The 25,199-nt window shown below is 49.7% G+C and carries 18 protein-coding genes; 4 read left to right on the top strand and 14 right to left on the bottom strand.

Translation table 11 applies throughout. The features are described from left to right. The first annotated feature begins 182 nt into the window (after window positions 1-182). Both ACO08K_RS14685 and ACO08K_RS14680 read left to right on the top strand, forming a co-directional pair. Entirely contained in the window at window positions 183-1,253 is a 1,071-nt protein-coding gene (locus tag ACO08K_RS14685; RefSeq protein ID WP_421797159.1) for a glycosyltransferase, read from the top strand. Between the two features lie 124 nt (window positions 1,254-1,377). Beyond that, window positions 1,378-1,614 (top strand): hypothetical protein, encoded by a 237-nt coding sequence (locus ACO08K_RS14680; RefSeq protein WP_421797158.1) that lies wholly within the window; start codon window positions 1,378-1,380, stop codon window positions 1,612-1,614. 75 nt (window positions 1,615-1,689) lie between these two features. On the opposite strand, the gene ACO08K_RS14675 is transcribed toward ACO08K_RS14680, so the two are convergent. The 12 genes from ACO08K_RS14675 to egtB all read right to left on the bottom strand — a co-directional run bounded on the left by ACO08K_RS14675 (window position 1,690) and on the right by egtB (window position 16,093). Beyond that, the gene (locus ACO08K_RS14675; protein WP_421797157.1) at window positions 1,690-2,319 is read right to left on the bottom strand and encodes a hypothetical protein; all 630 of its coding nucleotides are present in this window, start codon (window positions 2,317-2,319) and stop codon (window positions 1,690-1,692) included. 51 nt (window positions 2,320-2,370) lie between these two features. Next, complete coding sequence (locus ACO08K_RS14670) at window positions 2,371-2,727, bottom strand: DUF5615 family PIN-like protein (protein WP_421797156.1); 357 nt, start codon at window positions 2,725-2,727, stop codon at window positions 2,371-2,373. Window positions 2,728-2,882: 155 nt separating this feature from the next. Beyond that, window positions 2,883-3,122: a DUF433 domain-containing protein gene (locus tag ACO08K_RS14665; protein ID WP_421797155.1), complete on the bottom strand. Its 240-nt coding sequence runs from the start codon at window positions 3,120-3,122 to the stop codon at window positions 2,883-2,885. Window positions 3,123-3,340: 218 nt separating this feature from the next. Next, window positions 3,341-3,784, bottom strand: a complete 444-nt coding sequence (locus ACO08K_RS14660) for a DUF2141 domain-containing protein (protein WP_421797154.1) — start codon at window positions 3,782-3,784, stop codon at window positions 3,341-3,343. A 283-nt stretch (window positions 3,785-4,067) separates the two neighbouring features. Then, window positions 4,068-7,160, bottom strand: a complete 3,093-nt coding sequence (locus tag ACO08K_RS14655) for an efflux RND transporter permease subunit (protein ID WP_421797153.1) — start codon at window positions 7,158-7,160, stop codon at window positions 4,068-4,070. 270 nt (window positions 7,161-7,430) lie between these two features. After that, window positions 7,431-8,480, bottom strand: a complete 1,050-nt coding sequence (locus ACO08K_RS14650; protein ID WP_421797152.1) for an efflux RND transporter periplasmic adaptor subunit — start codon at window positions 8,478-8,480, stop codon at window positions 7,431-7,433. Window positions 8,481-8,597: 117 nt separating this feature from the next. Continuing rightward, complete coding sequence (locus ACO08K_RS14645) at window positions 8,598-9,983, bottom strand: TolC family protein (RefSeq protein ID WP_421797151.1); 1,386 nt, start codon at window positions 9,981-9,983, stop codon at window positions 8,598-8,600. A 279-nt stretch (window positions 9,984-10,262) separates the two neighbouring features. Further along, window positions 10,263-11,933, bottom strand: coding sequence for an FAD-dependent oxidoreductase (locus ACO08K_RS14640; RefSeq protein ID WP_421797150.1), 1,671 nt, complete (start codon window positions 11,931-11,933; stop codon window positions 10,263-10,265). Between the two features lie 125 nt (window positions 11,934-12,058). Continuing rightward, window positions 12,059-13,465, bottom strand: coding sequence for an ATP-binding protein (locus ACO08K_RS14635; RefSeq protein ID WP_421797149.1), 1,407 nt, complete (start codon window positions 13,463-13,465; stop codon window positions 12,059-12,061). Window positions 13,466-13,513: 48 nt separating this feature from the next. Then, on the bottom strand, window positions 13,514-13,783 hold the full coding sequence (locus tag ACO08K_RS14630; RefSeq protein ID WP_421797148.1) for a UBP-type zinc finger domain-containing protein: 270 nt from the start codon (window positions 13,781-13,783) through the stop codon (window positions 13,514-13,516). A 31-nt stretch (window positions 13,784-13,814) separates the two neighbouring features. Beyond that, window positions 13,815-14,786, bottom strand: coding sequence for an L-histidine N(alpha)-methyltransferase (egtD, locus tag ACO08K_RS14625; RefSeq protein WP_421797147.1), 972 nt, complete (start codon window positions 14,784-14,786; stop codon window positions 13,815-13,817). 38 nt (window positions 14,787-14,824) lie between these two features. Beyond that, window positions 14,825-16,093 (bottom strand): ergothioneine biosynthesis protein EgtB, encoded by a 1,269-nt coding sequence (egtB, locus tag ACO08K_RS14620; RefSeq protein WP_421797146.1) that lies wholly within the window; start codon window positions 16,091-16,093, stop codon window positions 14,825-14,827. A 196-nt stretch (window positions 16,094-16,289) separates the two neighbouring features. Between egtB and ACO08K_RS14615 the strand changes: the two genes are divergently transcribed. Then, complete coding sequence (locus ACO08K_RS14615; RefSeq protein WP_421797145.1) at window positions 16,290-18,158, top strand: ABC-F family ATP-binding cassette domain-containing protein; 1,869 nt, start codon at window positions 16,290-16,292, stop codon at window positions 18,156-18,158. A gap of 192 nt (window positions 18,159-18,350) precedes the next feature. Here the strand turns inward: ACO08K_RS14615 and ACO08K_RS14610 are convergent, their stop codons facing one another. After that, window positions 18,351-20,111 (bottom strand): CRTAC1 family protein, encoded by a 1,761-nt coding sequence (locus ACO08K_RS14610; RefSeq protein WP_421797144.1) that lies wholly within the window; start codon window positions 20,109-20,111, stop codon window positions 18,351-18,353. A gap of 269 nt (window positions 20,112-20,380) precedes the next feature. Here ACO08K_RS14610 and ACO08K_RS14605 point away from each other — a divergent pair, with 269 nt between their 5' ends. After that, the gene (locus tag ACO08K_RS14605) at window positions 20,381-21,514 is read left to right on the top strand and encodes a helix-turn-helix domain-containing protein (protein ID WP_421797143.1); all 1,134 of its coding nucleotides are present in this window, start codon (window positions 20,381-20,383) and stop codon (window positions 21,512-21,514) included. Window positions 21,515-21,672: 158 nt separating this feature from the next. Here the strand turns inward: ACO08K_RS14605 and ACO08K_RS14600 are convergent, their stop codons facing one another. After that, window positions 21,673-25,047 carry a methylmalonyl-CoA mutase family protein gene (locus ACO08K_RS14600; RefSeq protein WP_421797142.1) on the bottom strand — a complete coding sequence of 1,125 codons (3,375 nt, stop codon included), beginning with the start codon at window positions 25,045-25,047 and terminating at the stop codon, window positions 21,673-21,675. Between the last annotated feature and the right edge of the window lie 152 nt (window positions 25,048-25,199).

The following is a 25,199-nucleotide window of genomic DNA, read 5'->3' as shown; positions in this document are numbered from 1 at the left end:
AGAATAAGCTCAAAAGAGCGGAGCTAAATTGGCAAATTATTTTATTCTCGTTCCTTAGTGCCAAATAGGTGCCCGTTCATAATTAAGGGCCCTTAAACCAGGGAGGAAATAGGCCGATGTTTTACCTATTGATCAGCACACTTGTATTAGGTACGGCCTATTTTCTCCTAATTTTGTATTTTTTGTACCATTGGTCAAAAATCCCTCAAGCGGACGCTAATCCGCAGCCTTTTCCTTCCACTCCCGTTTCCATCATCATTCCTGCGCGCAACGAAGCCACGAATATCGGGGCTTGCTTGCAAGCCATTTTACGCCAAAATTACCCCGCCCAGCTCATGGAGATCGTGGTTGTAAACGATCATTCCGAAGATGATACGGCTTCCATTGTCCAATCCATTGCAGATTCCCGCATCCGTTTGATTGACCTGGCTGATTACCCGATCCAGGGGCATGCTTTTAAAAAACATGGCATTCAAACCGGCATCCGGCAAAGCCAGGGAGAGTTGATCCTCTGCACCGACGCTGACTGCCAGATGGGGCCGGAGTGGCTGGGCCGGATGGTGGCTTTTTTTGAGCAGGAACAGGTCCAAATGATTGCCGGGCCAGTCAATTTCCACCAAGAAAAAAGCCTCCTTGAACGTTTTCAATCGCTCGACTTCCTAGGCATGATGCTGCTCACCGGGGCGGGTTTACAGTCGGGTTTGATGCGCATGGGCAACGGGGCCAATCTGGCTTACACCCGAGCTGCATTTGGCGCAGTAGGCGGCTTCAGTGGGGTGGACCAGCTGGCTTCGGGCGACGACCTGTTTTTGATGCATAAGATTGAGCAACACTACCCGGGACAGGTCCGGTTTTTAAAATCACTGGAGGCTACGGTGTACACTACGGCAATGCCGGATTGGCGGTCTTTTTTTCAGCAACGGGTGCGTTGGGGTACCAAAAACGCGGCGTACCAGGAATGGCGGATTACGGCGGTATTGGGCCTGGTTTTTGGGTTGTGCTGGGCCATTATTGGGGCGGCCTTGTTGTCGCCTTTTGTGCCTGGATTGGGGTACTGCTTATTGATTTTATTGGCGGCAAAAATTGCAGCGGATTATTTGTTGCTGAGTACGGCGAGTACTTTTTTTCAAAGGAAGGATTTGTTGCGGGTGTTTTGGCAGGCCCAGGTTTTGCATGTTTTGTACATCGCGGTTGTTGGGCTTTGGGCTAATGTACGGAAGGGTTATGAATGGAAGGGAAGGGTGGTGAGGTAGGGCTTGGGTGGTACTAGAAGTGAATGATTTGATTGGGAAAATGAGAAATGAGGATAGCCATTGATTTTTTGCTGTTATTGCATCTTTCCTTTAATTCTTTTTTTTTGTAGAAAAATAGTCGTTTATGGTGATTACTCGTTTTTTTGATGAAGTGATCGATTTTTTGACTTCTTTTCCTCGCCCGGAAGATATTGTGGCCTTCAAACCTTCCGTTGCATTACAGTCACGGGCTGAAGATTTATTGGACAAAAAACGAGAAGGGGCTTTGACTCCTGATGAAGCGCGTGAACTGGATTATTTCATGGTCATTGAGCACCTGATGCGAATGGCTAAAGCTCGGGCGCGTCAGCGTCTTGCGTAATATGGGTATGAAAAATTTGCCATCTCCACCTTGTCCAATCTCCAACTAGAAGTGATTAACCGGTATATTATTAAATTACTTTCTGCTTTTAGAGAATTGAACCCACTCTTCAGCGATCGACATACAAAGCATTTCGGTTTCAGGTTTGCTTCTATTGGTTACAGAAACGCATTCTGGTTCTATCTCGGACGAGTAGCTTGGAATACAAATAATTGCACCATCTATGGAGCTAAATTCAAGATCTAATAACTTTTTAACTACTCTAGCCGTTGTAAACGTATCTATTAGACTAGTTTTCGAGATTACAATGATGACATAACCATTTGAATAGTTTTTACCAAAATAGTATTGTCTCGTATCGCGTAATTGCCTATTAGCATTTTTCAATACTCTTCTTAGCGGTTCTTCAAAATTATCATGCTTTCCTTCCCGGTTTTTCTCTGGTAACCTTAATTCATACAACCCTATTCCTTCTTCATTAACCTCAATAGGTTTGGGAAGAAAAGAGTGCAAAGAATCAATAATGCCCCCATTTTCAAAATAATCTTTCTCAATTACTTTAAGTTCTACGACTGTCTGTATGTCTACATTTACATAGTCTGCATTCTTGAAATTTGGAGACTCACCAACATCTCGAGAAACTCGTGTGAATTGGATAGAATTCATAAAATAATCAAACTCGACTTCTAGTTGTTTTGATTGCATGATTTTCTGCTTCTCTCGATTACAACAATAAAATAACAAAGTCATCAACACTCATTCCACCAACTTCCTTAACCGTACATTCCCAGGCTGAATCACCGCAAAATATCCTTCCAATTTATCCAGATGATGTGAAATGAAATCAAAGACTTTTTGGAAGCGAGACTTTGATGGCAACTCCTCCATGCGTACTAAAATAATGCCCGAATGTACTTTTTGAAGTCGATAAACCAGTTCTCCGAAATCTTTATCTCTGGTAATCAAAATTCGTTTTTCCGAGTTGGCCAGTTCTAAGACAAACTCATCCTCAAGGCTGCTTGCTGATTCTGCTACATAAAACACATCCCAATCATTTTGTCGAAGCAAAATGACCAAACTTCTATCCACCCCTTCATCAGCTATGAATTTCATAATTTTTAGTCCATGTGTTTAAAAATGGACATTACAAATTTCTGGTTAATTTCAGATTGAAGCGACTTTGCGCGTACCAGTTCTTGTTTTTATCAATAGTACGCGGAATGCCATAAACATAGTGGCTACAATATTTTCGGCTTTTGCTACAACCCTCATGCCGCTGTAGGAATCAACAGCTCGCCTTTAAGTGAAGAAACGGCAAAAGCCAAGGCTGCATAAATATGATCTTTAATTAAGCGGGGATGCTCTTCGAGAATCATTTCAATAGACTCACCATTGGCCAATTTTTCCAGAATCAACTCCACCGTCATACGGGTATCTTTGATCACTGGTTTGCCCATCATCACTTTAGGGTTGATTTCGATGTATTGTTCAATCAAAGTTTGAGTCATCACATGGTATCTTATTCATTCAAAAGTAGATTTTTTTTAGGGATTTTCCAAACGCTACTGTTGGCGAGGTGGATTGTAAAACCAGTTTAAAGTCCCTTCGCCCGGATAGCATCAAATCCAGTTACCAAAATTGGAACCCCAAAGCTTACTTTTTTGAGTAAAAAAAGTGAGGACAGCCATACAATTAAGTCTGGCTTCAGACTCAAGCCAGCCACCTCCTACATATACTTCATTTTAATCACTACTGAAAAATTGGCATCACTCACCCCAAACTTAAATTGTTCAAATTTAGGTCTACTCAGCCCGGTCAGGTAAAAATTTGAAAAGCCAAACCCCTCTTTGGGCATCATCAGTCCATAGTCCATTTTGTCATTGCTGTTTTCATCGTCCAGCACTGCGATGCCGTAAGTGCCACTCGGCAATTCCACGCTGGTGGTCATTTTTCCACCCGAAAGCTCATGTTTATCCAGGTGCATAATTTTGGATGCTTGTTCAGTGCTAAAGCTGGCTTGATCTTTAAAAACGCACAATCGGATCGTACCTTCTTTGTTCCGGACATTGGTAATGTTCACGGTAATTGTACTAGTATCCAGACTTTGGCTAAAAGCAGGTTGATCCATTACAAACAGCAATGAGATCAGATTGAGCAAGCAGGTGATCATGATGAAATATTTTGTCCTTCACAATGGTATTCAACAGGGTGCTAAACGCAGCTTTGTGGAAAGGATGGTGATTGGCTCAAAACCATTTGCACTGAATGGCTTGAAACACGACCAAAGCAACACGATTTTAAGCACAAAGGGAAAAAGAGGACACAAAAGACACAAAGTTAGACGTTGACGACGCTTCGCTTTGTGTCCTTGGTGTCCTCTTTTTCCCTTTGTGATAACCAATTATATCGCTTTATGTTTCACAAAAGATCAGAATGATTCATCCTGTTACTTATCAATGCGCCAATTCCAAATCTGCCTCATCAATATCCTCAACTACCTTCTTCACCTCCACCTTTGGCGGCAACAACTTGTACAATAGCGGCGTCACAATCCGGCTCAACAAGGTTGAACTAATCAAGCCTCCAATCAAGACCCAGGCCAGTGGCGAAATCAGTGGCGAGTTTTCCAACACCAGTGGAATCAAGCCCCCAATTGCGGTGATGGTCGTCAGCAGGATGGGCAAAAAGCGCGTTTCTGCACCTTCGGTAATGGCCTGCTCCAGGGGCATGCCCTGTTCGCGCAATTGGTTGGTGTAGTCTACCAGCAGGATCGAGTTTTTGATCTCAATCCCGACCAGCGCAATCATCCCGATGGTTGCTACAAAGGACAAGGTTTCGCCAATCAACCAAAGCATGGTCAGGGCGCCAATGATACCCAAAGGAATCACCGACAATACAATGATGGTACTTTTGAAAGTCCGGAATTCGAGCACCAAAATCCCCAATAAACCAAAGATGGAAATGATGATGATGGTTTCGATGCCCCCAAAGGACTCCGCAGCACTTTCCCTTTCTCCCCCAGCCGCATAAGTGTAGCCTTTCGGGAAGGGATATTCGGCCAGTTTCGCCAGGATTTCGTCGGTCAGTTGAGCGGTATTGTAGCCCGTTTTGACAAAACTGGTAATGCCCACATAGCGCTCCTTGTTGAAGTGCCGCAACTGGGAGGGCGAAGCACCTAGTTCCAGTTTCGCAATCTGGTTCAAGGGGATCAAGGCGCCGCTCAAGGAAGTGATGTAAATGCGGGAAAACACCTCCAGCGCCTCCTGTTCGGTGCGTGCTACCGATACCTTAATCGAATATTCTTCCCCTTCGTTGGTTCGGAATTCACTCACATCCAAGCCCGCGATGCCCATGCGGATGGTACGGGCTACCTCGGCTACGGGAATGCCCAATAGACCCGATTTTTCCCGATTGATGATGACTTTGAGGTCGGTCTTTTGGGTTTGCAGTGGGTTGGTCACATAGACGGTACCTTCGGTACTTTTGACCATTTTTTCCACCACAAAAGCCAGTTTGCGCAGGGTGTCCAGGTTGTCCCCCAAAATCCGCATTTCGATCGGGGCGGCTACTGGGGCACCTTGCTGAAAGCGGCGCACCTGGATTTTGGCTCCGGGAAATTGATCAAAGGCCAGGCGTAAACTATCCGTCAAGGCCACAATGTCGGGCACTTGCATTTCGGACTCTACCTGCACGAATAGTTGGGCGTAGTTGGGGGCCTGGTTGCGCTGGAACTCGTTGTAATACACCCGAGGGTTGCCCTTGCCCACGTTCGTGCTTACGGTGCGTACCCGCGAGTGCCGCCACAATTCCGCTTCCACTTTGCGGGTAATTCGATCCGTTTCTTTCAAACTGGTACCCAATGGTGCTTCAATATCCACGTTGAACATCGGTTTTTCCGAGGCAGGGAACAAACTGAAGCCAATGCTGGGCACCAACATCAAACTCCCCATAAAAATCAAGCCCGTAAACAAGAGGGTCAAAAATGGGTGACGGAAACCCCACAACAAAACCACCCGGTAAGGATCGTTCAAATAGCGTTTAAAGGCCCGCATGAAAAAATTACCTTCTGACTGCTCGTGCTGGCGCAGCAACATGCTGGACAAAAACGGAATGATGGTGATGGCTACAAACAAGGAGGCAATCACGGTTAGCATCACCGCCATGGGCAAACTGCGGATGAATTCTCCAGAACCTTCGGGTAAAAAAGCCAAGGGTAAAAAGGCCAGAATCAAGGTGGCCGTACAACCAATGACGGCTACGCCGATTTGTTTGGTGGCCAAAATCGCCGCGTCCTTGCGGCTATACCCCATGCGCAGAAAACGTTCGATGTTTTCCACAATTACGATGCTGTCGTCCACCAACAACCCGAGAGATACCACCAAGCCTACGATACTCAACTGATTGAGGGTATACCCAAAAAAATTGAGCATCGCCAAACCAATCGACAAAGACAAGGGTATCGAAATCATTACCACCAGCGAAGCTCGCCAGCCTAGTGGCACCAGGGTCAGCATCACCAAAAATACGGCAATGGCAAAGTCACGTCCAAGGCCACCCAAGCGGTGCTCTACATTCACTGCCTGGTCAAAACCCGTATCCAGTTTCATGTCGGCGGGTAATTCTTTGGCAAACTCAGCAACGACGGGTTTGATTTTTTCGTCAGCCTGGATGATGTTTTTGCGGTCTTTCAACTTGGTGATCACCCAAATGGCGCGGGTGCCGTTGAAGCGGGCGATGTGTGCTTCGTCGGCTTCGCCGTATTGCACATTGGCAATGTCGCGCAGGTAAACAACCCGCCCTTCGGTGGTGCTTTGCACTACGACACTGCGCAAATCGTCCAGGTTTTCGAGGCTGCTGGTGGTTTCAATGTTGAATTTTTTAGAACCTACATCTACGCTACCCCCGGGAATGTTGACGTTATTGGCCTGAATGGCACCCAATACCTGGTTCAAACCCAGACGGTTTTGGGCCATTTTTTCCAGATTGACTTCCACTTCTACTTCCCGTTCGGGGTAGGCCTGGATTTCAATTTCCTTGAGGTCGCGGATTTTTTCTAAACGCTTTTTCAACTCCTCCGCTTGCTCTTTCATGGATTCAAAAGGTGCAGTAGGCGAAGTGATCGCGGTTTGTAAAATGGCCACATCGGAAGAAGAGGCCCGGATAATGTCCAGCAACAAAAGATCATCGGGCAGGCTGCTGCGCAGGCGGTTCACTTCCCGGATGACGTCGTTGTTTTTGGCGTCTACGTCAACCCCGTAAGTGAATTCCAGTTGCAGGCGCATCAAACCATCGTCGCAGTCGGTATTGATTTTTTTGATGTCCTCCAATTCGGATAGTGCATCTTCAATCGGGTCCGCCAGCAGTTCTTCGATGTCTTCCGGGCTCGCCCCCGGGTATACAGCCAGCACCACGAAGATGGGGGCGCCAAAAGGAGGATCTTCACCCCTTGGCATATTGAACAGGGCACTGAGCCCCAGCAACAGTACCATCACAAAAATGATGATGGTGAACTGGTAATTTTTGACGGAAAATTCGGCTATTTTCATCTTGGAAAGGTTCGAAGGTTGTGGATTTAAGGCGTTGTTGATGGACTATTTTGGTTAACACCACAAAATCTGGGCTAAAACGACCAGCGGCATTAGCCGCGAAACGTCAATAGTACAAGGAACGAAGAGAGATTTTGGAGGTGCGTAGCACCGGAACAATGTGTGGGTTTCGGTGCTACGCACCTTAAAATCCAGCTTTGATCACAATCTATCGACGTTTCGCGGCTAACGCCGCTGGTCGTTTCAACCTGAAATCCTACTTTATTTCAGTTATTGGATCACTTTGACTTTACTCCCATCCTCCAGGTACGGCGCACCCGAGGTAACCACCTGGCTACCCGCAGTTAATCCAGCCGCGATGATGGCTTTGTTCTCAAAAATCTGGCCGATGCTCACTTCGGTGCGTTTGACGGTATTGTCGCCTTGCAGCACGTAGACGAAGGCTTTGGTGCCACTACTTTCTACCAAAGCATCGATGGGCACAATGGGGTGCGCGCCATCTTCTTTGGGGTAAATATTCAAGGAGGCAATTAGGCCTACGGCGAGGCGTGGCATGGTGCCAGTAAAGGCAAACTCAGCGTCGAAAGTGCCACTTTGTGGGTTACCAACGTCGGCTAGCTGGCTGACTTTGGCGGCAAAAGTGCGGTTGGGGTAAGCATCCAGTCGAACCTCGGCGCGGTCGCCCAACTTCAGTCTGGCCCAATCCCGGTCAACCAGGCCACTTTTGACCACCCAATCGGCCTGAGCCGAGCCCAGAATGTAAAATACGGGTGTGCCTGGCCCTACCACTTCACCTTGATTCATTAGTTTTTTGACCACTTTGCCGCTGATCGGCGAACGGATTTCCGAATAGCTCTGGTTGTAGCGGGCAATTTGCAGGTTTTGCTCTGCAACGCTCAAGCCTGTGGTAGCGTCTTGTACCTGTTCGAGCGTGGCTACACTATCGGCGTAGAGGTTTTTGGCGCGGGTAAGGTCGCGTTTGGATTTGCCAACAGCTTCGTTGGCTTGTTGCACTTGGGCGTTGATTTCGGTGAGGTTAAGGGTAGCCAACAATTGGCCCTGGCGGACAAAAGCGCCTTCCTCCACCAAAATGCGGGCAATGATACCGCCGGTTTTGAATGCAGGTCGTGCCTCATTGGACGCAGAAACAATCCCTGAAACCTGTACGGGTACCGAGATGACTTCGCTGCTGACGGCTACCACTTTTACGGGAATTGAAGTGTCGGGTGCGGGTTTGTTGGTCTCGGCGCTGTGGTCTTTTTTGCCACAAGCTGCCAAAATCAACAAGGAAAGAAGTAATGGGAAAAACTGTATTTTCATGACAATAAATTGTAAAATTGGAGATATAGGGTTTCGGATATGCGATTTCGGATTTCGGGATGGCTTTGCATCCAAGAGGCAACGCGACTCCGAAATACGAAATCTCGAAATCCCAGATTATTTCAAAGGATAAGCAGCCAGGGCGCGTTCCAGTTCGGCTTTGCGCATCAGCACATTATAGTAGGCAATAGAACGGCGAACGTCAAGGTTAGTGACCTGGGTACGGGCATCGAGCAACTCGATGTAGCTGGTCACCCCTTCTTTGTAGCGGCGGAAAGTATCGCGGTAGTACTGGCGGGCGGCGTCTTGCTGGGTGTCATAACTTTTCAGCACTTCCTGCTCAGCTTGTACCGCATTTTGAGCAACCCGGATTTGGAGTTGAATCTGGTCTTTGACTTGCGCAATTTGTTCGTTCATTGCACTGACATTGCTGGCCGCTTGCTGCACTTGTAGCTTGTTGCGATTGGCCGTCCAGAGGGGGATTTCGAGGGAAATGCCCAGCAGCGCGTAAGGGCCCACGTCCAGACCGAAGGCTTGGGAGCCGACGTCGAGTTGGGCACCCAGCTTGGGTTTGCGGTAGGTCTCTTCCAGATTTACCACCAACTGGTTGATCTCCTGAGCTTTGTTCAACTGGGCGATTTCTTCGCGGTTTTCCAAAATAAAGGGGCGACCTTCCTGTTCGCTCACTAAAATACGGTCGCCCCCCTGAACTATTGGAATGGTATCAATGGCAATGGGTTGATCGAGGCTGCGGCCCAGCAGGTGGTTGAAGTAGGCGGCAGCATTGCGCTGTTGGTTGCGGGCTTCTACGGCCTGGGCTTCTACGGCTGCAATCTCGGAATTGGTACGGGTGATCACGCTGGGGATGGCTTTGTCGTTGCGCACCAGACTTTCGTTGACCCGTTTGCTTTCCTGAAGCAATTGGGTTGCATTTTGGTAAATCTGGGCCGCTTCTCGCGCCTGGAGGTATTGGTAGTAGGCCAGTTTTACGTTTTTGGCCAATTCGCGACGGTACACCTGCATGTCGATCTCCTGAAGGGATACCTGGGCATTTTTGATGCTGCGGTTGATCTTGATTTCCGCATTGATGATGGGCTGCTGGGTGCGCACCTTGATGTCGTAAAAATTATTGGGGGCCAGCAACTCGTTGACGTTGTCAATTTGGGGAAATTGGTTGCTGTTGGTCATTTGATTGAGGGTGGAATAAACCGGGTTCAGCAAATCTCCAACCGGGAATTCCAGTCGACGGCCACCCGCTGCAAGGGTGTAAGTTCCGTTTAAGTTGACAGTGGGATAATACAGTCGCTTGGCTTCTTCCAGCGCCAGTAAGTTGCGCTCCAGCACAAATTGCTTTTCTTTTAGGGCGTGGCTGTTTTGGATGGCCTCCTGAATGTAGGCATCCAGTGGGTTAGTCTGCCCCGCAACGATCAGGGGCAATAACAGTAGTGGGAAAAAGAACAGTCGGATAATTCCACGGATGAGTGGGGACCTTGGTGTTTTCATGATCAACTACAATTCAATGTTTGGGTGAATCTGCCATAAAGTTAAGGCTAACTTACTGGCTTAGACAGCGAAAGCTGCTGAGCTGTGGCAAATCGACATTGAATTGTAAGTATGGGGGGCTGAGTTGTGGGGGGAATGGGCTGCTTCGTAGGTCTTTTTCTTTTCACCACCTAAGAAACTGAAGGCACTGAATGGGCACCTTAGAAATGGGGGCGCGAAGCGATATTTTTCGCTTCGCGCCTTTGTTATAAGAATGATTAGAAATGCAATTTTTATTACCTACACCTCCGCCAAATACTCGTGCACAAACTTAATCGCCATAGCCCCTTCCCCTACTGCTGAAGCCACCCGATTCATCGCTCCGGCGCGCACATCCCCGGCGGCAAAAATGCCGGGCTGGCAGGTTTCCAACAAGAAAGGTTCGCGCTGGCGTTTCCAGATCGATTTGAATTGAGGGTATTGTTTCAGCTCCTTGCCCGTTTCGATGAAACCTTTGTCATCCATGAGGATATTGGAAGGAAGCCACTCGGAAGCGGGGCGGGTGCCGATGAAGATGAACAAGGAGTCTGCTTTGACCTGGCGAGTTTCTTTGGTTTCCACATTTTCCAGTACAATACACTCCAGAAATTCGTGACCCAGGGCCTCAATGACCTCGGTTTTGCCTAAAATTTCGATGTTGGGAATGGCCTTGATTTGGTCAATCAGGTAGGAAGACATGGTAGCCGTGAGGTCTTCACGGCGGATCACAATGTGGACTTTGTTGGCAAATTGGGAAAGATACACCGCACCTTGCCCCGCAGAGTTGCCGCCTCCGACCACATAAATCTGCTTATCGCGGCAGGCGTTGGCCTCAGTGGTAGCTGCACCGTAATACACGCCCGCTCCGGTGAATTGATCAGCGCCCTTGGCGGGCAATTTGCGGTAATCCACCCCAGTAGCAATGATCACACTTTTGGTGTTGATCTGGTTGCCGTCGCGCAAGGTCAGTTTTTTGTAATTGCCTTCAATCTCAATTTTGTCCACCCCCGTTGAAGATAAAAACTCTGCGCCGAGGCGGGTGGCCTGGGTGATGGCTCGCCGGGTGAGATCGGAACCACTCAATCCATCGGGAAAACCGAGGTAGTTTTCAATCCGGGAGCTTGTTCCAGCTTGTCCACCGGGGGCACGGCGTTCAATCAGCAAGGTCTTCAAGCCCTCCGAACCACCATATACTGCCGCGGCTAAGCCAGCGGGGCCTGCGCCAATGATGGTGACGTCGTAAGTTTCCTGGGTAGCCTGGGTAGCCAAACCCAGTTTTGTGGCCAATTCAGGAATGCTGGGGTTGACCAGCGGGGTACCATCCTCCAATAAAACCAGGGGTAAGTCCTTTGTTTCCAGGTTGTGGAGGGCCAGCCATTCTTTGGCCCGTTCATCACTTGCAATGTCCAGCCATTGGTAAGGAAAGAGGTTCCCGGCCAAAAAATCCTTGATTTCATGCGACTTTGGAACGTATTGGTACCCAATCAATCGGATGCCGTGAAACTCAGGAATGTAGTTGTTTTGCCATTGATCCAGGAGTTTGTCGATGACCGGATAGAGTTTTTCACTGGGCGGGTCCCAGGGTTTGATCAGGTAGTGATCCAGCCCCACATTGTTGATGGCGCGAATGGCCGCTTCGGTGTCGGAATAGGCGGTGAGCAAGACTCGTTTGGCTTCTGGAAAATACGTTTTGGCTTGTTCCAGAAACTCCACGCCCAGCATATTGGGCATACGTTGGTCAGACAAAAACAGCGCCACCGTTTCGCCCTGCTTTTTTAAATCGGGCAAACTTTGCAATGCCTCCAGAGGGGAGTCTGTACTCAGAATGCGGTATTCATTTTTGTAGGCGTTGCGCAAATCATTCTTGAGTGAGCGCAGCACTTGTGGATCATCGTCGATGGAAAAAATGATGGGTTTTTTATCGGAAGCCATAGTTGAGTGTTTGGGTTGAGAAGTTGAGAAGTTGAGAAGTTGAGGCTGCCGCAGCGGCTTAGACAAGGACATTGTCTAAATCGCTGCGGCAGCCTCAACTTCTCAACCCCTCAACTTCTCAACTTTTATAGAGGTAGACAAACCGTAAAAATCGTTTCGCCTGGTTTTGATTTTACATTGATTTCGCCGTGGTGTTTCAGTACGATGCGGCGGGTGATTTCCAGCCCCATTCCGGTGCCTTTGCCCACTTCTTTGGTGGTGAAGAAGGGGTCAAAGATTTTATTGAGTACCGTTTCAGGAATACCCGCACCATTGTCGATGATGTCGACTATCGCCTTGTGGTTCTTGGTATAGGTACGTACTTTCAACACGCCGTTGGTAGCAGGAATGGCATCAATGGCATTGTCGATCAGGTTGGTCCAAACCTGGTTGATTTGGCCGGGGAACACTTTGACCAACGGCATCTCCGGGTCAAAATCTTTAATCACCTGAATGCCTTTTTCCTTGAATTGGTGCTTGAGCATGATCATTGAGCTGCGGATGCCTTCGTGCAGGTCGCTGGGTTGCAAGTCCTGGCTTTGGTCCATGTGGGTGTATACTTTGACGGAGCCCACCAAACTCCCGATCCGATCCGCCGACTCCCGGATTTCCTGTACCAGCCGCTCCATGCTCAAGGTACTTTCAATCCACCACATCATGGCATTGAGTTCCTTGCCATTGAGGGCGGCTTTCATGGCTTCGGCGTCGCTGAGGTGTAGACCAAAATCGAGGAAAGTTTCGGCGATGTCGTCGGCATTGTCTACGTCGTGATCTTCAAACCAGTCCAGCAGTTCATCCTTACAATCTTCCCGTTCCAGCAAGCTTAGCTCTTTGATGGGCCCCTGGCGGGCTTTGGCAAAGAGGATTTCGTTCAGCGCGTCGGTTTCTTCGGGGGTCACCCGCATGGTGATGATCGACTTGAAGCGTTCGGGAGATTGGTGCAAGCGTTGGTACAACTCATCGGCACTACGTACCAAGGCAGCAGCGGGATTGTTGAGTTCGTGCGCCAAACCTGCCGACAGTTTGCCCAGCGACATCAGTTTTTCCTCCTGCAAACGCTGCTCGGTGAAGGTTTTGATGCGGGAAGACATGGTTGCCACCAGATTTTGGGTCAGTTCATAACTCACCCTGGCCATCTCCACGAAACAATCACGGTGCAAGGCCAGGATCTCCAAATCATTGACCGCAATGCCGTAACCCGTATATTTTTTCATGCGGGAAAAAGGCAACAAACCAGTAACGCTACCGCTACCGCTTTCATTGATGTCCCGAAACTCATTGCCCTGCCTGAACCGCAGCAGGTATGTGCCCTTTACGGTGAGGAACATGTGCTCGGCGGGTTCCTCAGACTTTAGGAATGTTTCAGCGTCGTGGTATAGACGGTACTCGGCGTGGTCGATTAACCATTGGATGGCCTCAGGAGCTACCCCGTCGAAGATGTCAAACTTGGACAGGGTGGCCAATAAATCGGGGTGTTTATCGATGATTTTCACAGCAAATAATTCAGTTGATTCAGGGAAAAGGGTAAACTAAATTATCATTCAATACGGGTAAAAAACATTCTCCTCGTAACACCACAACCAGCTTTCCCCCGGCTCGGCAGAGCTGACCACGGGATGACCACTGGCATGGAAGTGTTTGGTTGCGTGTTTATTGGGCGAAGAATCACAGCAGTGGGTTTCGCCGCAGGTTTGGCAGGTACGTAGGTGTACCCAATGCCCACCCGCTTTGACACACTCGGCGCATTCGTGGGCTTTGGCCATTTTGATTTCGTCGAGTGGGGGCATATGTTGACAAGGTTCTTTTGCCATGTTTGCTTGGTTTATTCAAGTACAAATATGATTATTTAAGTACAAATAAAACGTCGGTAAAATACTGTTTTTGATCCTGAAAATGGGCCAATACTTTCAACTCAGCATCTGCAGCCAGGGATTCAATTTCGGCAAAATCAAATTTTTTGGACAACTCCATATCAATCGCTTCCCAGGCGGCAAAGTCTATATTGATATCCAGGTCTTTGATGTACACCCTTTGTGCAATCGTGCTCAAGAGGTAACTTTTGGTGTGCCCCGTAGTAGGTTGATACAAGGGCCAATGCAAAAAAGTTTGTGGGTCAAAATTTGCACCCAGTTCCCGATTGATGCGCAAGAGGTGATTGTGGTTAAAAGCTCGGGTCACTCCGGCTGCATCGTTGTAGGCGGCCAGGATAATGCTCGGGTCTTTTTTGAGGTCAAAACCAACCAGCAGCAAATCGCCGGGAGACAACTCGGCGCGCAGTCGCTGCAAAAAAGCCCGGGAGTCCGTCAGGGTCATGTTGCCAATGGTCGAGCCTAAAAACAACACTAGTTTGCGCCGTCTGGTTTCAGCAACAGGCATTTGGTGCAAAGCAGTGAAATAATCCCCCTCCAGTGGGACCACGGGCAAATCGGGCCACAAAGCACTCAGCGTTTCTTGCAAATGCGCCAAAATGTTGGCAGAAATATCCACTGGCAAGTAACGAAATTGCAGCGCTTGGTTTTGAAATTGCTCCAGCAGGATGCGGGTTTTGAGCCCATCTCCAGCCCCCAATTCGATGAGGTCAAAAGGTGCCTCCCCCAGATATTGTGCCAGGTCCCCGGCGTACTGGCGCAGGATTTCATCTTCGCAGCGGGTCAGGTAATACTCCGGCAATTCCATGATGTTTTGAAAAAGCCGATCCCCCGCCGCGTCGTAGAAGTATTTGGACAACAAATATTTGGGTTGGCTGCTCAAGCCCTTGAGGGTGTCCTGAGCAAAAGCAGACAATTGTGTATTTGTTTCAGTAGTCAATGTCATTCAATAAGCTTTAGTTGTAGGGCAAAATAAAGAGTCTCTTAGCGGGCCAAACGGATTCCAGTGAATTGCCAACGTTTGTCGGTTTGGAAAAAATTGCGGTAAGTGATGCGCATGTGTGACTGGGGCGTGGCCACTGACCCACCGCGCAGCACCATCTGGTTGATCATAAACTTGCCATTGTATTCCCCTAACGCGCCTTTAAAACGCGGATAATTGGGGTAAGGCAAATAGGCACTCGCCGTCCACTCCCAGGCATCGCCTAAAAATTGGGTGGCTTCGGTTTCGCCAACGCCCTGCGGGTGCCAGGATTGCTGCTCCAAAAAATTGCCTTTGATTTGCGGCTCCGTCAGTCTACACGCCACTTCCCATTCCTGCTCGGTAGGCAGGCGCAAACCCTTCCAGCGTGCAAAGGCATCGGCTTCAAAATAACTGATGTGGGTGACGGGCAAGTTGAGGTCAACCGGCCGGAAGCCTTGCATGGTGTAATGGTGCCAACCCTGGCCATCCACCGCATACCAGTACAGGGGTGATTTGCTTTCCAGGCTTTTGACCCAATCCCAGCCTTCGGCCAGCCAATATTCGTAGTTGTCGTAGCCACCTGCAAGCATAAATTCCAGGTACTCGCCATTGGTCACCAAACGATCCTGAATGGCATAATCCTGAAGGTAGACCTGATGGGCGCTGAGCTCATTATCCCAACAGAAGCCCTCACTTTCATGGCCAATCTGGTACATTCCCGCATCCACTTCAATCCACCCTGCCGGACGTGCAGAGTGCCCTTGGTCAACATCACTGGGATCGTAAGCGGGGAAAAGTGGATTGTTGCCCAGAATGTATTTGATGTCGGTCACCAGTAGTTCCTGGTGCTGTTGTTCGTGTTGCAGGCCAATTTCGAGAGTGAAGCGGGCTTCGTCGGCCCATGCTTCGCTGCTGTTTTCAATTTGCTCAATCAAGTCCAGCAGGTGCCGATCTACATGTGTCCGAAACTGGTAAATGTCTTCTACCGAAGGGCGGGTCATGTTCCCCCGGTGGCTGCGGTGCACCCTCGGCCCCTGACTTTCGTAATAGCTGTTGAAAAAAAAGGGATATTTTGAATTGAAGACTTCGTAATTTTTCAGATAGGGTACGAGTAGAAAATTTTCAAAAAACCAGGTGGTATGCCCCAAATGCCACTTGGGCGGGCTCACGTCGGTGATGGGTTGCACCACGTAGTCTTCGGTGGCCAGGGGTGCGCACAATTGTTCGGATTGCTGGCGTATTTGGGTATAGCGGGTACGCAAGGAAATATGGGTAGCAGTTGGCATCATGGTTGTGGGTTGGAGTAAATATAATGGAATGAAGCGGGAAATAGTTTAAATGGTATTTTTTGGCTATTTGTCCTTCTCATGGTAATGGGAAGCAAAAAAGCGGAGTTTGTAAAAGGTGACTTTGTTGATAGTGTCGCTTTCGTCAAATATCCCCTCATTTTTTCCTATCTTTACCCCCCTAAAAAATCCACAGACCGTGAATTACCTGACGCTGGAAAACGTGACCAAGACCTACGGGGAAAAAGTACTCTTCCAAAACATCAACCTGCAAGTCAACAAAAACCAAAAAGTGGGGCTCGTAGCCAAAAACGGCTCCGGCAAATCCACTTTGCTCAAAGTAGTAGCAGGGCTGGAAAAATCTGAAGGCGAGCAAGCCCGCATGATCATGCACCGCGATGCCCGGGTAGGATTTTTGTTTCAAGACCCGGAGTTCAACCCCAACCACATCATCATTGAAGCGGCTTTGGATGCCGACAATCCAGCGTTCAAGGCCATCAAAGCCTACGAAGAGGCCTTGCTGCAAAGCGACAACGAAACCATCTTGCAGGCGGCCATGACCCAAATGGACGACCTCAAAGCCTGGGACCTCGACGCCAAACTAAAAGAACTGCTCACCCGCTTTCGGATCAACAATCACGCCCAGCCGGTGCGGACGCTTTCGGGCGGACAAAAAAAGCGCCTCGCCCTGGTGCGCATGATCCTGGCCGATCCTGATTTTTTGATTCTCGATGAGCCTACCAACCACCTGGACCTCGATATGATTGAGTGGTTGGAAGAATACCTGGCCCAGCCCAACTTTACCATCCTGATGGTGACCCACGACCGCTACTTCCTGGAGCGGGTTTGCAACCAGATCGTGGAATTGGATCAAGGTCAGGTGTACAAATACAGCGGCAATTATTCGGATTTTTTGGAAAAAAAAGCCGCCCGAGCCGAAAACGAAAACATCGAGCTGGAGAAAGACCGCAAACTGCTCAAAAAAGAACTGGACTGGGTGCGCCGCCAACCCAAGGCCCGCAGCACCAAGGCCAAGTCGCGGGTAGATTCTTACAGCGAACTCAACGAAAAAGTGTCCAGCGTCACTGTTGAAAAAGAAATGAAAATCGACATCAAAGGCCAGCGCATGGGCAAAAAGGTGCTGGAACTGCACAACGTCGGCAAAACCTTTGGTGGCACGAAGATCGTGGAGGGCATGAACTACAAGTTTCGCCCTTTTGAGCGGGTCGGCATCGTAGGCCCCAATGGTGTGGGCAAAACCACTTTCCTCAAAATCCTCACCGGTGAAATTCGCCCCGATACCGGTAAGGTTGTGCAAGGCGACAATACCCTCTTCGGCTATTACACCCAGGATGGCATCCAGCTCAAAGAAGACAAACGGGTGATCGACGCGGTGCAAGACATTGCCGAATACATCCCCCTGGAAAAAGGGCTCAAACTCAGCGCAGCTCAACTGCTGGAACGTTTTTTGTTTAGCCGCAAACAGCAGTTGGTGTTTGTATCACAGTTGAGTGGAGGTGAGCGTCGTCGCCTGTTTTTGCTGATGATCCTGATGCGCAACCCCAACTTCCTGATTCTGGATGAGCCCACCAACGACCTGGACATCCTCACCCTCAATATCCTGGAAGACTTCCTCCTCGAATTCCCGGGCTGCGTGATCATCGTCACGCACGACCGCTACTTTATGGACAAGGTGGTGGAGCACCTTTTTGTATTTGAAGGGAATGGCCAAATCCGCGACTTCAACGGCGATTACAGCGAATACCGCGAAATCCAGCGCGAAAAAGAACGCGAACAACGCCGCCAGGACAAAGCCGAGCAACAAAAGGCCAAGGACGAACAAAAGGAGGCCAAACCCGGCCTGACTTTTGATCAACGCAAGGAAATGAACCGGATCGAGAAAGAAATCCAGAAACTAGAGGAAAAAAAGGCGCAGGTGGCGGATCAGTTCAATCGGACAGATTTGACCCCGGATGAGATCAAAAAGTTTTCGCAGGAAATCAATCAATTGACGGGGCAAATTGAGGAGAAGGAGATGCGGTGGATGGAATTGGCGGAGTTGGCGTGAGGTTGCTCAATGGAAAAATAGTAAAACCAAAGCGACACATTTATTTATCACAGAGTAAAAAAAAGAGAGGACACAGAGGACACAGAGCAAGCACTGTCAACGTCTAACTCTGTGCCCTCTGTGTCCTCTCTTTTTTCCTCTGTGATAAATAAATGCCGCTTTGGTAACTGTTCAAAAAAATTGAGATACAGTTTATTCAGTGATCACCAACCTCCCCCGCAGAACCGATCCCGCTGTCCCCCAAACGGTCAAATAATACCGCCCAGCCTCCAGCATTTTCTTCGCCCTTAAAAACAGATTACCTCCTTTTACCTGAAAGTCCACTGGAATAATCCCCCCTTGCTCATTCGCCAATAACAGAGAACTGGCTTGAACATCAGGTGGCAATTTTAGCTGCAACTCCTCCTTTTTGCCCCCTTTTTTTACCGCCAAATCAACCACATCTTCCGGGATCACTTGCAGCCGACCTGCCTCTTCCAATTTTAAAAACTGATCCACCACAAGCTGGGCAAAAACATCCACATGCCCCGAAGGCCAAAATACCCGCATCGAGTCGACCACCTGCGCCTGCCCCAAGCCGAAGTGTACCCGCAGGTCGTTGTGCCCCTGAAAATTGTTGTGGGCCTGTACCTCCCGGATTTGCCATTTGCCATTCGCCTTGATGCCAACCCTGGCCCCCAAGGCCGAGCGATTGCTACGGGTGCCCTGGAGTTTGAGTTGCAGCCAATGGCGTTGGGTGCCGCTCACGAGCTCATTGCGGAAAAGGGAGCGCGCCGCCCCTGCCCCATTGGTGTACAAATCCAGGTCGCCGTCGTTGTCGTAATCGGCAAGCGACACTCCAGCCAGGCCATAAACCGCGATAGTCGGCGTTTGAGTTTCCGTAAAATTACCCCGGCCATCATTCCAGTAGCAGTGCACATAATTTGCAGAATCGCGGGTAAACAGCACATCCAGGTCGCCATCGTTGTCGAGGTCAGCCCAGTTGTTGCTCAGGTAGCTGCGGCGATTGGAAAAAGGACTGGGCCAGGGGACGTACTTACCCCCATCGTTGCGCCAAAGCCCCGACACCGCGCCGCTATAATTGCTGAGGCACAAATCGAGGTCGCCGTCGTTGTCCACGTCGGGGAAGTTGTACACCTGCCCGTCTTGCGGCTGATCAAAAGGGTAGGATTTTAAACGTATGAAGCCAAAAGTGCCCGTTTCCTTGAGCTGGTTTTGAAAACAATGGTCAAAACCCGGTCGGCCACCCGGACCAGTACCAATGAACAAGTCCTGATCACCATCCAGGTCGTAATCGCTCCAGGTGGGAATGGTAAAGGGTGCCAGAGAATCGACAAAAGACCAACCACTTTGCGCGACAAACTGGCCATCGCTGCCCTGCAAAAAGAACTTGCAGGGTGAGGCCGGATTGCCATGAAAGCCCCGGGCGTGGACAAAAAGTGGGTCGAGCCGACCGTTGTTGTCGGCATCAGCCAGCGTGGCGTCCCAGGCCGGGAAGCTATCGCGCAGGCCGGGTAGGCTCAGGCTGATGTTGACAAATCCGGCGGCACCGTCGTTGCGGTACAAGCCAGAATTGCGGGCTGCCAGGATCGCATCGGGGTCACCGTCGTTGTCGATATCGCCCCAGGCAGCCCCGGCAGCCCCTTGAGCGCCGTGGGTGCGGGTCAGGTCGGGCAATTGGCGAAATTTGCCATGGCCTTCATTGTGAAACAAAAAGCGCTGACAAACCAGCAGATCGGGCCGATTGTCGTCATCCAGGTCGATCCAGGCTGCACCTTTGTAACGCGCCGGGGTGTTCTGAAAACTCAGTGCTGGGTTTAGGCTGTCTTTTAGGAGGCTGAACTGGCTTTGGGCCAGCAGGCCAAACCAAAAAGCGGAGGCAAACCAAATGGCGCTTGTCAGCCAAAGGTTGCCTCCGTAGCACAACGGTTTGAATTTTAGTGTCCCGAGCATTAAGTAATGCACACTTTTAGAGGCCTCTTTTTTAGCTAGGCGTTGTTGCTCATCAGTCACGTAGCTTCGGCTATGCTCCTTCTTCGCGCCTAGCCTAACTAAAAAATAGGTCCCCAAAAAGCATACATTACTTAATGCTCGGGACACTAGTCGGGTGTTCTGCATCTTTTTTTCCCAAATCTGTACATTGAATGGCAAAGAGGAGTAAATCTGGTTTCAGATTTACCCATTGGGCAAGCAAATGTGTATTTTTTGCAAAAAAAGATCCCATGCCTCAGCCGCCTTCACTGGATACCTGGACCATTCTATTTGCCCTGGCCGTTTTTCAGGCCTGGTTCCTCACACTCGTGTTTTGGCACAAAGCCGACAAGGAGCGACGCGGCAATCGCTGGTTGGCTCTCTTGCTCTGCGGTTTTGGGTTGATGATGGCAGAATACGTCTTGTGGTGGACCCGCTACATTTACCAGTTTCCCCATTTTGCCATGTTGGGTTTGCAGGTACCTTTTTTGTTTGGCCCGCTTTTGTGGTTTTACCAGCGCTGGGTGTATGAGCGCTACTGGCCACGCCCGCTGGATTATTTGCTTTTTTTGCCTTTTTGCCTCGCGATCCTGCCTTTTTTGCCCTGGTATTTTAGTTCTGCTGCTTACAAAACCAGCGCTTTACAAAAGCAGTTGGTCTACCCACAGATGGGCTGGATTAGGTTGGTTTTATTGTATGCCCGTTTGGGCTACCTGCTTGGTTTTTCCATCTGGATCATTCGTTATGCCTATCGTCAAAGTGAAATCAACAGCAGCATCAGTTTCTGGACCCGCGGCCTGGCCTGGGCCTTTCTGGGATTCGCCATTTGTTACAGCAGTTATTTTGTACTGGTTCGTTTCTCTTTTTTCAACCTGAGCTGGGATTACCAGATTTCAATGGCCATGACGGTTCTGGTGTTTTTTATTGCCTACGCAGGATACACGCAGCCAGCTGTATTCGATGGTTTGGGTTGGAAAAACCCGGTACTGGTGAGCAAAAGCTCCAGCTCAAATTTGCCCCAAACGGTGTTGTCAGGGATAGAACGTAAGTTAAAACAGGTGATGGAAAAGGAGGAGTTGTACCTGGAGGCAGAACTGAGTTTGGAGCAACTGGCCCAACGCCTGGATGTCTCCAAATACCATCTTTCCCAAACGATCAACGAGGCGATTGGCTGCAATTTTTATGAGTACATCAACAATTTGCGGGTGGAAAAGGCAAGAGAGTTGTTGCTGAGTGAGGTTGAACCAGAATTATCGGTCAAAGAGATCGCCTACCTGGCGGGATTCAACAACAAGGTGTCTTTTTACAATGCCTTTCGGAAAAAATTCGGACTGGCGCCTTTGCTTTACAAAGCGGCGATTAAACAACAGGAGGCGTCCAATTAAAAGGCAACTTTAAGATGGTGCTAAAATGTCAGAAGTGGCGAATACGGGCCTGCTTCGCAGGCTTTTTTCTTTTTCACCACCTTAGGCACCGTAGTTCACCTTAGGGGTCACCTAAGGGATAGTGCGCCTTAGGCACCTAATTGAATACTTTTTTGGCTCTACATACTTCGGCGGTATTGTCCCCCTACCGCATACAAAGCATGTGTAATCTGCCCCAGCGAGCAGCTCTTGACCGTTTCCATGAGCGCGGCAAAAAGATTCTCATTGCGCACCGCTAATGTCTGCAAATCCTGCAAAGCCTGGCTTGACCTTGCTACTTGCGCCTGATTCAAACCTTGCAACGTTTGAATCTGCGCTTCCTTCTCTTCCGGCGTGGCCCGAATCACCTCCGAAGGGATGATTGTCAGGGAACCCTCTTTGCTCAGGAAAGTATTCACCCCGATGATGGGGAAATCGCCATTGTGTTTCAAGGTTTCGTAGTAAAGGCTTTCCTCCTGGATTTTGCCCCGTTGGTACATGGTTTCCATGGCTCCGAGTACACCACCCCGTTCGCTCAGGCGGTCAAATTCGAGCAATACTGCCTCTTCCACCAAATCGGTCAACTCCTCAATGATGAAAGCGCCTTGCAACGGATTTTCGTTTTTGGCCAGGCCCAATTCCTTGTTGATGATCAACTGGATGGCCATGGCGCGGCGCACACTTTCTTCGGTGGGGGTGGTGATTGCTTCGTCGTAGGCATTGGTATGCAGGGAGTTGCAGTTGTCATAAATGGCATAAAGTGCTTGTAGGGTGGTACGGATGTCGTTGAAGTCGATCTCCTGTGCATGCAGGGAGCGTCCACTGGTTTGGATGTGGTATTTGAGCATTTGGGAGCGCTCGTTGGCTCCGTATTTTTCCTTCATGGCCTTGGCCCAAATGCGGCGAGCCACCCTGCCAATCACTGCGTATTCAGGATCGACGCCATTGGAAAAAAAGAAGGAAAGGTTGGGTGCAAAATCGTCGATGTGCATGCCCCGGGAGAGGTAGTACTCCACAAAAGTAAAACCATTCGCAAGGGTAAAAGCCAGTTGGGAAATCGGGTTGGCACCTGCTTCAGCGATGTGGTAGCCCGAAATGGACACCGAGTAAAAATTGCGCACCTGTTGCTGCACGAAATACTCCTGCATATCCCCCATCAATTTTAAGGAAAACTCGGTGGAAAAAATACAGGTATTTTGCGCCTGATCCTCTTTCAGAATGTCCGCCTGCACAGTTCCCCGCACGGCACTCAGCGCTTTGGCTTTGAGTTGGGCGTATACCTCGGCGGGCAAAACCTGATCGCCAGTAATGCCCAATAAAAGCAACCCCAGGCCATTGTTGCCCGCTGGAATTTCGCCATGGTATTGCGGGCGATGCATACCCTTTTTATCATACAACTCCTGCAACTTGGTCTCCACCACCGCTTCCAAATGGTGCTCCCGAATGTATTTTTCACACTGCTGGTCAATCGCCGCATTCATAAAAAACGCAGTGATGGTGGCGGCAGGGCCATTGATGGTCATCGATACCGAGGTACGCGGATCACAAAGGTCGAAGCCGGAGTACAGTTTTTTGGCATCGTCCAAACAACAAATGCTCACCCCTGAATTGCCAATTTTTCCATAAATATCGGGTCGGTAATCGGGGTCTTCGCCGTACAGCGTCACTGAATCAAAGGCGGTGGAGAGGCGAATGGCGGGCATGTCTAGCGATACGTAGTGGAAGCGGCGATTGGTGCGCTCGGGGCCACCTTCGCCAGCGAACATGCGGGTGGGGTCCTCCCCTTCCCGTTTGAAAGGAAATACTCCAGCGGCATAAGGGAACTCACCCGGCACATTTTCGCGCATCACCCAACGCAGGATTTCGCCCCAGTCCTGGTATTTCGGCAGGGCTACGCGGGGAATGCGGGTGTGGGAAAGAGAGGTGGTGAAAGTGGGCACCCGAATTTCTTTGCCTCGTACCTTATACACAAATTCGTCGCCGGCATAGGCGGCAATGCGGGCAGGCCACTCGGCCAGGATTTTTTTGGCCGCGGGCGAAAGGTATTGTTCAAGTTGTTGGTATTGTTCGCTCAGTGCCTGGATCAGCTCGGTGGAAACACCGCGTTGTTGCAAGGTTTTGATACTGGTATCGAGTGCAAAAAGTTGGCGGGCCAGTTCACTTTCCTGGATTACCTTTTGCTCGTAAGCGCGGTTGCTTTCGGCAATTTCCGAGAGATAGCGCACCCGCTGGGGAGGAATGATGAAGACCTTTGTGCTCGCCTCAGTTCCAGCTTGGAGGTGGGAGGGCAAATTGGCCCCCGTTTTTTCCACCAGCACCTCCATCACTTTGCGGTACAGGCGGTTCATTCCCGGGTCATTGAACTGCGAAGCGATGGTGCCAAAAACGGGCATGTCCTCTACTGCTTTTTGCCACAATTGGTGGGCTCTTTGGTATTGTTTTTTGACGTCGCGCAGGGCATCCAGCGCGCCGCGTTTGTCAAATTTGTTGATGGCAATCACGTCGGCATAATCGATCATGTCGATTTTTTCCAGCTGGGTAGCGGCGCCGTATTCGGGGGTCATCACGTAGAGGGAAATGTCGGAATGGTCTACAATTTCAGTATCCGATTGGCCGATACCCGAAGTTTCCAGGATGATCAGGTCGTATTGGGCGGCCTTGAGGATATTGACTGCGTCGGCTACATAGCGAGAGAGGGCCAGATTGGATTGGCGGGTCGCCAGAGAGCGCATGTACACCCGGGGATTGCTGGCGGCATTCATGCGGATGCGGTCGCCGAGTAAGGCCCCGCCCGTTTTGCGCTTGGAGGGATCGACGGAAACGATGGCGATGGTTTTATCGGGGAAATCGAGTAAAAAACGCCGCAGTAATTCATCTACCAAACTACTCTTGCCCGCCCCACCCGTGCCAGTGATGCCAAGTACCGGGATGTTTTTATTGCCAACTTCTTTGCTCAATTTTTCCAACCACTCCCGATTGGCTTCGGGATAATTTTCGATGGCTGAAATCATCCGCGCGATGCTGCGCCCTTCGCGCAGGTGGAAAGTTTTTAACTCTCCATTGAGGTGTTGCCCTACCGGGAAATCACATTTTTGCAACAAGTCATTGATCATGCCTTGCAAACCCATGTGCCGCCCATCGTCGGGTGAGTAGATTCGGGCAATGCCGTAGGCCTGAAGCTCTTCAATTTCCTGGGGCAGAATAGTGCCACCGCCTCCGCCAAAAATTTTGATGTGCCCCGCGCCTTGTTCCTTCAGTAGGTCGTACATGTACTTAAAGAACTCCAGATGCCCGCCTTGGTAGGAGGTAATGGCAATGCCTTGTACGTCTTCCTGAATCGCTGCGTCGACGATCTCACGCACCGAGCGGTTGTGCCCCAGGTGGATGATTTCGGCACCTGAGCTTTGCAGGATACGCCGCATGATGTTGATGGCGGCATCGTGGCCGTCGAAGAGGGAGGCGGCGGTGACGATGCGGATTTTGTATTGGGGCTGGTAGGCGGTGATGGTTTCCATAATTTGGCGATCTGGTCAGTTGGGAAATTCACCACCAAATATTTTTTACTTACGAATGCATTAGAAGCATCGTTGCTAAGGTGCTCTAAGGTGCCTAAGGTGGTTCAGAAAAAAAGTGTTCTACGCGCTTGCGCGCAAAAGTTTTTATTTGA

The organism is Haliscomenobacter sp. (assembly GCF_965225875.1).
Taxonomy (GTDB): Bacteria; Bacteroidota; Bacteroidia; order Chitinophagales; family Saprospiraceae; genus Haliscomenobacter.
The sequence above is the reverse complement of the archived record's forward strand: the minus strand, read 5'-3'. Positions and strand labels throughout refer to the sequence as shown.